This is a genomic window from Bradyrhizobium sp. UFLA06-06 (assembly GCF_054820065.1).
Genome location: NZ_JADFUD010000120.1, coordinates 1 through 10,050 on the forward strand (window position 1 = coordinate 1; position 10,050 = coordinate 10,050).

Annotated in this window: 13 protein-coding genes and 1 tRNA gene; 5 read left to right on the forward strand and 9 right to left on the reverse strand. The window is 65.4% G+C overall.

Features of this window, described 5'->3' with window-relative positions:
• Both IF803_RS41595 and IF803_RS41600 read left to right on the forward strand, forming a co-directional pair.
• Window positions 1–120 (forward strand): hypothetical protein (locus tag IF803_RS41595; protein WP_409866536.1); only part of this gene is annotated, 120 nt, incomplete at its 5' end.
• Window positions 121–311: 191 nt separating this feature from the next.
• A complete protein-coding gene (locus tag IF803_RS41600) occupies window positions 312–1,562 on the forward strand; it encodes a flavin monoamine oxidase family protein (protein ID WP_461196069.1) in 1,251 nt (416 codons plus the stop codon).
• Between the two features lie 96 nt (window positions 1,563–1,658).
• Here IF803_RS41600 and IF803_RS41605 read toward each other — a convergent pair whose 3' ends face one another.
• From IF803_RS41605 to IF803_RS41615, 3 genes are all read right to left on the reverse strand, one after another.
• Window positions 1,659–2,066, reverse strand: a complete 408-nt coding sequence (locus IF803_RS41605; RefSeq protein ID WP_028343767.1) for a thiol-disulfide oxidoreductase DCC family protein — start codon at window positions 2,064–2,066, stop codon at window positions 1,659–1,661.
• A gap of 60 nt (window positions 2,067–2,126) precedes the next feature.
• The gene (locus IF803_RS41610; RefSeq protein ID WP_461196070.1) at window positions 2,127–3,455 is read right to left on the reverse strand and encodes an SDR family oxidoreductase; all 1,329 of its coding nucleotides are present in this window, start codon (window positions 3,453–3,455) and stop codon (window positions 2,127–2,129) included.
• A gap of 104 nt (window positions 3,456–3,559) precedes the next feature.
• On the reverse strand, window positions 3,560–4,027 hold the full coding sequence (locus IF803_RS41615; RefSeq protein WP_461196071.1) for a DUF2269 family protein: 468 nt from the start codon (window positions 4,025–4,027) through the stop codon (window positions 3,560–3,562).
• 373 nt (window positions 4,028–4,400) lie between these two features.
• Between IF803_RS41615 and IF803_RS41620 the strand changes: the two genes are divergently transcribed.
• Entirely contained in the window at window positions 4,401–4,910 is a 510-nt protein-coding gene (locus tag IF803_RS41620; RefSeq protein ID WP_028343770.1) for a GNAT family N-acetyltransferase, read from the forward strand.
• 165 nt (window positions 4,911–5,075) lie between these two features.
• Window positions 5,076–5,606, forward strand: coding sequence for an inorganic diphosphatase (ppa, locus tag IF803_RS41625; protein WP_461196072.1), 531 nt, complete (start codon window positions 5,076–5,078; stop codon window positions 5,604–5,606).
• A 137-nt stretch (window positions 5,607–5,743) separates the two neighbouring features.
• Here ppa and folD read toward each other — a convergent pair whose 3' ends face one another.
• The 3 genes from folD to IF803_RS41640 are packed head-to-tail and all read right to left on the reverse strand — an operon-like array spanning window position 5,744 to window position 7,289.
• Window positions 5,744–6,628, reverse strand: a complete 885-nt coding sequence (gene folD, locus IF803_RS41630; protein WP_461196073.1) for a bifunctional methylenetetrahydrofolate dehydrogenase/methenyltetrahydrofolate cyclohydrolase FolD — start codon at window positions 6,626–6,628, stop codon at window positions 5,744–5,746.
• Window position 6,629: 1 nt separating this feature from the next.
• Complete coding sequence (locus IF803_RS41635) at window positions 6,630–6,965, reverse strand: DUF167 domain-containing protein (protein ID WP_461196074.1); 336 nt, start codon at window positions 6,963–6,965, stop codon at window positions 6,630–6,632.
• Window positions 6,966–6,998: 33 nt separating this feature from the next.
• Window positions 6,999–7,289 (reverse strand): YggT family protein, encoded by a 291-nt coding sequence (locus IF803_RS41640; protein WP_016847252.1) that lies wholly within the window; start codon window positions 7,287–7,289, stop codon window positions 6,999–7,001.
• Window positions 7,290–7,585: 296 nt separating this feature from the next.
• Between IF803_RS41640 and IF803_RS41645 the strand changes: the two genes are divergently transcribed.
• A tRNA-Ala gene (locus IF803_RS41645) sits at window positions 7,586–7,661 on the forward strand.
• 103 nt (window positions 7,662–7,764) lie between these two features.
• Here IF803_RS41645 and IF803_RS41650 read toward each other — a convergent pair.
• The 3 genes from IF803_RS41650 to IF803_RS41660 all read right to left on the reverse strand — a co-directional run.
• Window positions 7,765–8,574, reverse strand: coding sequence for an enoyl-CoA hydratase (locus IF803_RS41650; protein ID WP_028337384.1), 810 nt, complete (start codon window positions 8,572–8,574; stop codon window positions 7,765–7,767).
• A gap of 116 nt (window positions 8,575–8,690) precedes the next feature.
• The gene (locus IF803_RS41655; RefSeq protein WP_461196075.1) at window positions 8,691–9,500 is read right to left on the reverse strand and encodes a glutamine amidotransferase; all 810 of its coding nucleotides are present in this window, start codon (window positions 9,498–9,500) and stop codon (window positions 8,691–8,693) included.
• Between the two features lie 147 nt (window positions 9,501–9,647).
• Window positions 9,648–10,050: SDR family NAD(P)-dependent oxidoreductase (locus IF803_RS41660; RefSeq protein WP_461196076.1), on the reverse strand; the 403-nt coding region annotated here is incomplete at its 5' end.

Genomic DNA, 10,050 nt, shown 5'->3' on the forward strand with positions numbered 1-10,050 from the left:
GCCTATATCGAGGACGACGAGCTCGTCGAGGTGACGCCGAAGTCGATCCGGCTGCGTAAGAAGCACCTCGACCCGAACGACCGCAAGCGCGCCGAAAAGGCCAAGGAAGCTGTAGCGTAAGCGGTGGCTTAAGCGGCGGCGTAGTAGCCTGTCGTGCCCCGGCTTGACCGGGGCACCCGGTACACCGCGGCTCATCGGCTCAATCACTGCTGTCTCTGGAATACTGGATCACCCGCATGCGCATGCGCGGGTGATGACAGTTATGCGCGGGGTGACTTTAGGCGTCTTTCCAGACGTGCTAGAGCCGGGACATGACTTCCCTTCCCTCCACGATCGATGTTGCCATCATCGGTGCCGGCGCCGCAGGCCTCGGTGCCGCGAATGCGCTGAAGGACTCCGGCCTCTCCACGATCGTGCTGGAGGCCCGCGACCGCCTCGGCGGCCGCGCGCATACGATTCAGGCCGCGCCTGACGTGGTGTTTGACGTCGGCTGCGGCTGGCTGCATTCGGCCGACCGGAACAGCTTTGTCGGCATCGCCCGGCAACTCAACTTCGAACTCAACAAGGACCTGCCTCCGTGGCGCGAGCGCGCCTACGGCGAGGCGTTCCCGCAGGCCGCTCGCGACGACTTCACGCACGCACTCGATCAATTCTACGACCGCATCGAGCAGGCGGCGCAGCAGGGCAAGGACCGCCCGGCCAGCCTGTACCTCGAGCCCGACAACCGCTGGAACCCGATGATCGATGCGATCTCCACTTATGTGAACGGCTGCGAGCTCGACCAGGTCTCGATCCTCGATGTCGATGCCTATCAGGACACCGACATCAATTGGCGGGTGCGGCGCGGCTATGGCACGCTGGTCGCGGCCTATGGCGCGCAGGTGCCGGTCGCGCTGAACTGCGAGGTCAGGCTGATCGATCACTCCGGCAAGCGCATCCGCATCGAGACCTCGCGCGGCACGGTTGAGGCGGACAAGGTGATCGTCACCGTGCCGACCAACCTGATCGCCGATCAAGCGATCCGCTTTTCGCCGGCGCTGCCGGACAAGCTCGACGCCGCGCGCGGCCTGCCGCTCGGCCTCGCCGACAAGGTGACACTGGCGCTCGCCGAGCCCGAGGCGTTGCCCAAGGAAGGCAATCTGCGCGGCGCCACCATGCGCACCGAGATGGGCACCTATCACATCCGCCCGTTCGGCCAGCCCTGCATCGAAGGTTTCTTCGGCGGCCGTTTTGCGCGACAGCTCGAAAATGCCGGCGACGGCGCCATCGCCGCGCACAGCATCGACGAGATCGTCTCCTTCCTCGGCAGCGATTTCCGCCGCAAGCTGAAGCCGCTCAGCGAATCCCGCTGGGCCCACGACCCGTTCGCCCGCGGCTCCTACTCGCACGCACTGCCCGGCCACGCCGACAAGCGCGCCGTGCTGGCCGCGCCGGTCAACGGCCGGCTGTTCTTCGCCGGCGAAGCGACGTCGCCGGAGTTTTTCTCGACCGCGCACGGCGCACGGGACTCGGGGGAGCGGGCGGCGAAGGAAGTGGTGGATGGATTTCCAAGTAAGGGGTAGCCGTTAGATTCGTCATTCCGGGATGGTCCGAAGGACCAGACCCGGAATCTCGAGGTTCCGGGTTCGATGCTTCGCATCGCCCCGGAACGACGAACTTCACTCCAGCACCCTCGGCCGCATATCCGCATCCGGCACGAAGCACGTCTCGTACTTCCCGAAGATCTTGTACCGGTTGCGGGCGATCAGGCTGTAGACGGCATCGCGCAGCGGCTTGGGCACCGCGAACAGCGTGCGGGTCCAGCCCCAGCCGGGCAGATGGCTCAGCACCGTCAGCGCCGCATCGGATTTCATGTAGGCGACGCCGCCATGGACGACGGCGTTGGTGTCGGGGTCGTCAGGATCGATGCCGAAAGCCTTCGCCAGCCGCGTGCCGTAGCCGGACTGGATCGGCGTGAAGCGAAAGCGCCTGTCGGTATCGCGGGCGATGACGAAGCGGACCCAGCGCGAGCAGAAGATGCAGACGCCGTCATAGAGGATCACGTCGTCGTCGGGCCAAGTGCTCATTCCTGATTCCTTTCGACGCGTTTTCTTCACGCGAACCGGTTCCCACTTCGCTTGAAAACGCTATCGGTTATCCAGGGTCAGCAGCGCGACCAGCATTAGCACGATCGCAGGTCCCGTCTTCACCAGCGCGCCGAGCGGCTCGATCCAGAGATCGGGCGTCAGGATCGCCGATCCCACCATGTAGCCGAGCGAGGCGATGATGCCTGCGATCAGACCGAACGCCGCGGTGCGGCGGATCGCGATCAGCACCCCGATGCTCATGTCCATCAGGCTGGTCAGCACCGTGACCGGTCCGACCAAAGCGGGCGGGAAATGGTGCGCACGCAAAATGCCCGCCGCGGCGTCATAGGAGATCACCAGCGCGATGAAGCCGGATGCGACCCAGAACAGCACGAGGCTTACGAAGATCAGCGCCTTGATCAGGAACAGCCGCGCGAACCATTTGTCCTGAATGGTCGCGGGGCGCCCGCCGACCGCTTGCGCAATTGTCTTCGGCACGATGCCGGTCGCTTGCATCCAGCCTGCGGGATCGCCGGTGACGCCGCGGCGCAGCTCGGCGATCGCGGTGGAGCGCAGCGGCGGCATCCAGCCGAGGCGGCTTGCGAGATCGCCGAGGCGGGCGCCGAGATCGATCAGGAACGGCGGCGTCGCGATGCGGACATGCTTTGCCGTGCCGAACGACCGGCGGAACTGGGCGATGACGCCGCCGAGCGAAATCGGCTGCTTCTGCATCAGGTCCCATGTCACCGATCGCATCGCTTCATCGGCGACATCGCGCGCCGCAAGCCAGGCGATGGTGGCGGCGATATCCTCGACTGCGACCGGCTGGAACGGCGTCGCGGCCTCATCGGCCGGCAGATCGATCGGCAGCGCCGCCAGCGCGCGCAGCATGGCGCTGCCGCCATAGGCCGACGGCGCGATGACGAAGCCCGGACGCAGGATCGCATGAGGAATCCCGGACGCCGCAATCAGCCGTTCGGCCTCGCGCTTGGTGGTGCTGAAGGCGGTGCGGTCCGCATCGGCCGTACCGGGAATCGAGATGTGGACGAGACGGATCGCGCGGTGGCTGTCACCAATCGCCCGCAACAGCCGCGCGACGAGGTCGCGGTGCACCGCGCTTGTGTCGCTGCCCGGACCATCCTGCAGCACGCCGAGGCAGTTCACGACGATGTCTACCTCGTGCGTGCGAAGCAGCTGCGTCAGCGCCGCGGCATCCATCGACATGACAGGCAGCTCGATGTCGGCCGCGCTCATTTTCTGCGCCGGCGTGAAGTGCCGCGCGATGCCGATCACGTGAAAGCCGCGCGCCCGCAGATCGTCGGTGATGGTGCGCCCGATCAGGCCCGACGCGCCGAGCACGAGGATGTTGTGTGATGCATCGTCACTCATGGAGCCCTGGACTATCTGGTGGTCATTCCGGGGCGCGAAGCGAACCCGGAATCTCGAGATTCCGGGTTCGATGCTTCGCATCGCCCCGGAATGACGACACTGGACTAAAATGGTTTTGCGATCATCAGCCAGAGGATGATCACCACGGAGCCGAAGCCGGGAATACCGAACAGGACCCAGCGGCGAAACAGCGCAAAATAACGCGGCGGCAGCGGAAGACCTTTTTCGACGGCCACCTGCGCGAGGTTGCGCATCTCGATCTGCATGAAGACCACGGGAACCCAGAACACGCCGGCGAGCGCGTAGAGCGCAAGCGAAACCACGAGCCAGCGCTCGGTGATGCTCGTTGCCGACAGCAGCATCAGCAGTCCGCCGCTCACCGGCTGCAGCAACACGGCGGTCAGCGTGAAGATCATGTCCGCGATCACGACGGTCGCCGCCGTGCGCGCGATGAACGCCGCATCCTGCGTGCGATGCGCCGCCAGCATGAAGAAGGCGATGCCGGTCCCGGTGCCCAGGATCACGATGGCGCCGAGCACGTGCAGATATTTGATCAGGAAGTAGAGCGTCATCGCAGTCCGCTCGTAATCAGGCCAACTTCGGCGCGCACAAATACCGCCGCTGCCATAGGCCGGTCGGGCGCGAAAATCCACTGCGGCGGCGCAGGCGTGGCGCGGTCGGAGTACCCACATCGCGTCTGGATTCGCCCGCGGAATCCTGGCTGCGAATCAGGCCCGAATGAGCTTTTTCCAGCTACGGCAGTGTCATACTGCGCTCGCGATACACGCTTTGCACAGCTCCGGATCGGCGGTTGGCCGCTTGGACTCCGGCAAGTGTCCTCTTTCGGAACAAGTTCTCACGCCACTGATGCAGAAAATCCACAGATTAACCGATAATTAACGATGGACCTTGAAGGCGGCCCGCCGACTTGCTTTGATTACACCCATGAGCACAACGCTAATCGAGGTCCGGCCGGCCAAAGCTGCAGACGCGGCGGCGGTGGCGTCTACCCATGACGAAGCCTGGCGCTCGGCGTATCAGGGAATCATCCCCGGCGCCGAACTCGAAAAGCTGATCAATCGCCGCGGCCCGCAGTGGTGGGACAGCGCCATCCGCAAGGGCAGCCGCGTCAGCGTGCTGGTGTTCGGCGACCGGGTCGCAGGCTACGCCAATTACGGCCGCAACCGCGCCCGCAGCCTGCATTTCGAAGGCGAGATCTACGAGCTCTATCTGCGGCCGGAATTCCAGGGACTTGGCTTCGGCCGGCGCCTGTTCGCCTCCGCCCGCCGCGACCTGATGCAGAGCGGCCTCAAGAGCATGGTGATCTGGGCGCTGTCCGACAACGAGCCGGCGACCGAGTTTTACCGTGCGCTGGGCGGCCGGATGGTGGCGCGCTCCTCGGAGCGGTTCGGGCCGAAGTCGCTCGACAAGGTCGCTTTCGCCTGGGCCAACTGAAAATCCTGCTTCTCTCGCAGCTGCAGCAAGGCTAAACCAGCCTCAAGCGCTGCGCGCGTCGGCCAGCCCGGCCTCAAGGCCGGGCCTGGTGCCCTTTTGCGGCCCGGCGGCGCCAACCAAAAAATCACATCGTTCTCAACTTCCAGAGGCCACGCGGAGCAATCCATGCGTATCGACGCCATATCGATCGGAAAAAATCCGCCCCACGACGTCAACGTCATCATCGAGGTTGCCGTCGGCGGCGAGCCAATCAAGTACGAAATGGACAAGGAGGCCGGCACGCTCGTGGTGGACCGCTTCCTCTACACGCCGATGCGCTATCCCGGCAATTACGGCTTCATCCCGCACACGCTGTCCGGCGACGGCGATCCCTGCGACGTGCTGATCGTCAACACCCGTGCGATCGTGCCGGGCGCGGTGATGAGCGTCCGCGTGGTCGGCGTGCTCCTGATGGAGGACGAGGCCGGCGGCGACGAGAAGATCATCGCGGTGCCGTCATCGAAGCTGACGCAGCGCTACGACAAGGTGCAGAACTACAACGACCTGCCGGACATCACGCTGCAGCAGATCCAGCACTTCTTCGAGCACTACAAGGACCTCGAGAACGGCAAGTGGGTGAAGGTGCTGCGCTGGGGCGACGCCGACGAAGCCCGCAAGCTGATCCTCGAAGGCATCGAGCGCGCGAAGAAGAAGTGACGGCGCAGCCGTCATTCCGGGGCCGATTTCGTCATTGCGAGCGAAGCGAAGCAATCCATGCCACCGCACATGCGGGACGATGGATTGCTTCGTCGCTTCGCTCCTCGCAATGACGGTGGAAGTAGTTTGCCCTTAGTTCACACCGCCGGCGCCGGCAGGCCGGCAATCGCGCAGGCGGCGCGCAGCGTGTTGACCAGGAGGCACGCCACCGTCATCTGCCCGACGCCGCCGGGCACCGGCGTGATTGCGCCGGCGACATTGAGCGCTTCCTGGAACGCGACATCGCCGATCAGTTTCGGCTTGCCGCCGGGCACCGGGATGCGGTTGATGCCGACATCGATCACCGTCGCGCCGGGCTTCAGCCAGTCGCCCCGCACCATCTCGGGCCGGCCGACCGCGGCATAGACCAGATCGGCCTGGGCGCAGAGCTTTGGCAGATCGCGCGAGCGCGAATGCGCGATCGTCACCGTCGCGTTCTCGTTCAGCAGCAATTGCACCAGCGGACGGCCGACCAGATTGGAGCGGCCGATCACGATCGCGTTCATGCCCTCGAGCGAGGCGTGCACGCTCTTGGTCAGGATGATGCAGCCGAGCGGCGTGCAGGGCGACAGCGCGGCCAGGCCCCCGGCGAGCCGGCCGGCATTGTTGGGGTGCAGGCCATCGACGTCCTTGGCCGGATCGATCGCGTTGATGATGGTCTCGGTGTGCAGCGATTTCGGCAGCGGCAGCTGCACCAGGATGCCATGCACCATGGGATCGCGGTTGAGCCGCGCGATCAGCGCCAGCAGATCGGCCTGCGACACATCCTCCGGCAGCTTGTGCTCGAACGAGGCCATGCCGGCGGACTGGGTCTGGGTGTGCTTGCTGCGGACATAGACCTCGCTCGCGGGATCATGGCCGACCAGCACGACGGCGAGCCCCGGCGTGAGCTCGTGGTCGCGCTTGACGCGGGCGACCTCGTCGGCGACGCGGGCGCGAAGCTCGGCGGCGATGGCTTTTCCGTCGATGATGCGGGCAGTCATGTCAGTCCCTTGTCTGCTGGTTCGGCTTGGCCGCAGTCAGCTTCCTCAATGTATCGCCGAGCCCTTTCGGATCGCCGTCCACCGCGACCTGCTTGAGCCGCGAGGTGGCGCCGGACAACAGCTTCACCCTGGCCTTCGGCACGCCGAGCGCCTTGGCCAGCAGCTCAGTCACCGCACGGTTGGCCTCGCCGCCCTCGGCGATGGCGCGCACCCGCACCTTCACCACCGATCGGCCATTGGCCAGCGTTTCGATCCCGTCGATGTCGTCGCGGCCGCCGCGCGGCGTCACGCGCAACGCGATGCTGACGCCCTCGGTGGAATAGCGCCAAGGATCCATCAAGGCTCCCTCGCCAGGACCCCGTCGAAAGGGTCAGATCACGTTGGGATAGATGTAATAGGCGATCACCCGCTGGATGAACATGATGATCAGGATCACGATGATCGGCGAGATATCGAGCCCGCCCAGATTCGGCATCACGTTGCGGATCGGCCGCAGCACCGGCTCGGTGATCCGGTAGAGGAACTCGGCCACCGCGGAAACGAACTGGTTGCGCGTGTTGACCACATTGAAGGCGACCAGCCAGGACAGGATGGCGGAGGCGATCAGCAGCCAGACATAGAGGTCGAGGATGATGATGACGATGTCGAGAACAGCGCGCATATGAGGGGGGCTCGCGGGTAAGACAACCGATTGAGGCGCAACGAGACCGGACTGAGCCGCCATCGCGCTTCTTGATTGAGCGGGATCGTTTCGGAAAACCGCTATGCACTGGGCCTGGCGCGGTCCGCCGGGTCGGGATCACGCCCTAGATATCGGTTCATCCCCCCGCAAACAAGGGAAGTTCCCGGCGGGACAGGCCGAAAACCGCGCTTTCACCGTTCTTGACTTGACCTTGGGCGGGACTGTAAATGGCGCCCGACTGACGGCCGGGATACTCAGCAACACCCGGCCGCGATGGGGCCATAGCTCAGCTGGGAGAGCGCGTCGTTCGCAATGACGAGGTCGGCGGTTCGATCCCGCCTGGCTCCACCACGCTTCGCCCTTCGGGCTACGCGTGGCGCAGGAGCCTGAAGGGCGAAGCGTGGTGTCCGGCGAAGCCCAAGGGGCGAAGACGGACTTTACCCCCGCTCCCCCCTCACGTTCCCGTAAACCGCGGCGGCCGCTTCTCCACAAAGCTCGCGACGCCTTCCCTGAAATCATTGCCCTTCAGCGCGATCTGCATCTCGCGGTTGGCATCGATGGTGGCTTCGGCGAGCGTCTGGAACGGCACGTCATAGACCTGGCGCTTGATCACCGCGATCGCGCTCGGCGAGACGAAATCGGCGAGGTCGCGGGCATAGGCATAGGTTTCCTCGCGCAGCTTCTCCGGCGAAGAGAGCCGGTTGACGAGGCCGATGCGCAGCGCCTCCTCGGCCGACACGCGCCGCGCCGACATCAACAGATCGAGCGCGTTGGCGTGACCGACGATACGCGGCAGCATCCAGCTGATGCCGTGTTCGGCGATCAGGCCGCGCCGCGCGAAGGCGGTGGTGAACACCGCTGTGTCGGCGGCGAAGCGCAAATCGCAATAAAGCGCGTGGACCAGGCCGATGCCGGCGGTGGCGCCGTTGAGCATCGCGATCACGGGCTTCCTGATCGCGGGGTAGTAGGCGTAGCGCGTCTGCCAGTCGGCGCGCCGGTTCATGTCGAACGGGATGTTCTCGCCGCGCCTGACCTCGTTGGGATCGATCCCCTTCAGCGCGTCCATGTCGGCGCCGGCGCAGAAGCCGCGGCCCGCGCCGGTCAGCACGATGACGCGAACGTTGTCGTCGTTGGCCGCCGCCTCCATCGCGTGGCGGACGTCGCGCTCCATGATCGCGGTCCACGCATTCATGCGATCGGGGCGATTGAGCGTGATGGTCGCGATCCTGTCGCTGACCTCATAGAGGATGTGCTCGTAGCTCACGGCGATCTCCCTGTGCCTTGTTGTTATTGATACGCGCGGCGATACGGCCTGCGCCCGGCGGCCGACAGTAACACATTCACGAGAATGAAAAGCCGGCGCGAAATTCCGCGTGGCGGCTATTCCGCGGCCTGCAGCAGCTGCCGTTGCGGCACGCGCGCGATCCAGCCGTCGATGAAATGCTTCAGCCACGCGCGCTCGGCGGCATCGTGGACGGCACGCTCGGCGAAGTGCAGATGGCCCGGTTGTGCGCCCGGCGAATCCATCCGTGCGCAACCGCGCGTGGTCCAGCGATGCATCATGGCGTAGGTCACGTCGGGATGGAATTGCAGGCCGAAAGCGTTGCCGAACTGGAACGCCTGCACCGGGAAATCATCGCCCGCCGCGAGCAGGTCGGCGCCGGCGGGCAATTGAAATCCCTCGCCGTGCCAGTGATAGACCCGCGCCGGCCAGTCCGGGCAGAGCGTGCGGCCCGCCTCGGTCGGCCTGACCGGATAATAACCGACCTCGACACGGCCTTGCGGATGCGGCGCGACCGTGGCGCCGAGCTGCCGCGCCAGCATCTGCGCGCCGAGGCAGATGCCCAGGAACGGGCGCTGCTCGCGCAGCGGAACGGCGATCCAGTCGATCTCGCGCCGCACGTAGTCGTCGCCATCGTTGGCGCTCATCGGACCGCCGAAGATCACCGCGCCGGCATGCGCGTCGAGCGTTTCGGGCAGCGCGTCGCCGAAGCGTGGGCGGCGGATGTCGAGGCGGTGGCCCAGCGCGCGCAGGGCGTTGCCGATCCGGCCGGGAGTCGATGTCTCCTGATGCAGCACGATCAGCACCGGCCGCAGCGGGGTCTCGTCCGAGATCTCAGTCGTGACCGCGGTCGGCCTTCGGCTGGCGAAGGGCACCACGACACGGCTTTGGTCAGACCGGAACGACATTGCCTCTGCTTAAAGTTTCGGCACGTAAGGCGCGATCATAGCTAAGTGGTCGTTAACATCGTGTGAGTTTGCGCACACCCAGACGAAGCAAATCGCGGGCCAGAAAACAGCCTTAACGGCGACGCGTGGGACGTTTTTCAGGGGCAGCTAGCGCTTGCGGAGCTGAAATCCGCCGACCGCCGTCAGGATGAAGGAGCGCGGAAACAGCCGGAGCAGGAACGGCACCAGCTTGATGAAGGCGCCGGGCAGCACTGCGCGCTTGTTGGCCATCAACCCGCTATAGGCCTGGCGGGCCACCTCTTCCGGCGTAACGTTGAGGATCGCGGAATCGAATCCGGGGGCAAACCCGGCGCGATCCTGAAACTCCGACGGCACCGGGCCCGGGCAACACACGGTGACACGCACGCCCTGCGGCGCCAGCTCACAGCGCAACGCCTCGGAAAACGACAGCACATAGGCCTTGCTGGCGTAGTACACGGCCATGCCGGGTCCCGGCAGAAATCCGGCGATCGAGCCGAGATTGAGGATGCCGCCGCGGTTGCGGATCAGC

Coding starts and splice junctions, on each gene's coding strand:
- ppa (WP_461196072.1), top strand. CDS start 5,076: ATGCGTATCGACGCCATATCGATCGGAAAAAATCCGCCCCACGACGTC.
- IF803_RS41640 (WP_016847252.1), bottom strand. CDS start 7,289: ATGCGCGCTGTTCTCGACATCGTCATCATCATCCTCGACCTCTATGTC.
- IF803_RS41620 (WP_028343770.1), top strand. CDS start 4,401: ATGAGCACAACGCTAATCGAGGTCCGGCCGGCCAAAGCTGCAGACGCG.
- IF803_RS41600 (WP_461196069.1), top strand. CDS start 312: ATGACTTCCCTTCCCTCCACGATCGATGTTGCCATCATCGGTGCCGGC.
- IF803_RS41610 (WP_461196070.1), bottom strand. CDS start 3,455: ATGAGTGACGATGCATCACACAACATCCTCGTGCTCGGCGCGTCGGGC.
- IF803_RS41635 (WP_461196074.1), bottom strand. CDS start 6,965: ATGGATCCTTGGCGCTATTCCACCGAGGGCGTCAGCATCGCGTTGCGC.
- IF803_RS41615 (WP_461196071.1), bottom strand. CDS start 4,027: ATGACGCTCTACTTCCTGATCAAATATCTGCACGTGCTCGGCGCCATC.
- folD (WP_461196073.1), bottom strand. CDS start 6,628: ATGACTGCCCGCATCATCGACGGAAAAGCCATCGCCGCCGAGCTTCGC.
- IF803_RS41605 (WP_028343767.1), bottom strand. CDS start 2,066: ATGAGCACTTGGCCCGACGACGACGTGATCCTCTATGACGGCGTCTGC.
- IF803_RS41655 (WP_461196075.1), bottom strand. CDS start 9,500: ATGTCGTTCCGGTCTGACCAAAGCCGTGTCGTGGTGCCCTTCGCCAGC.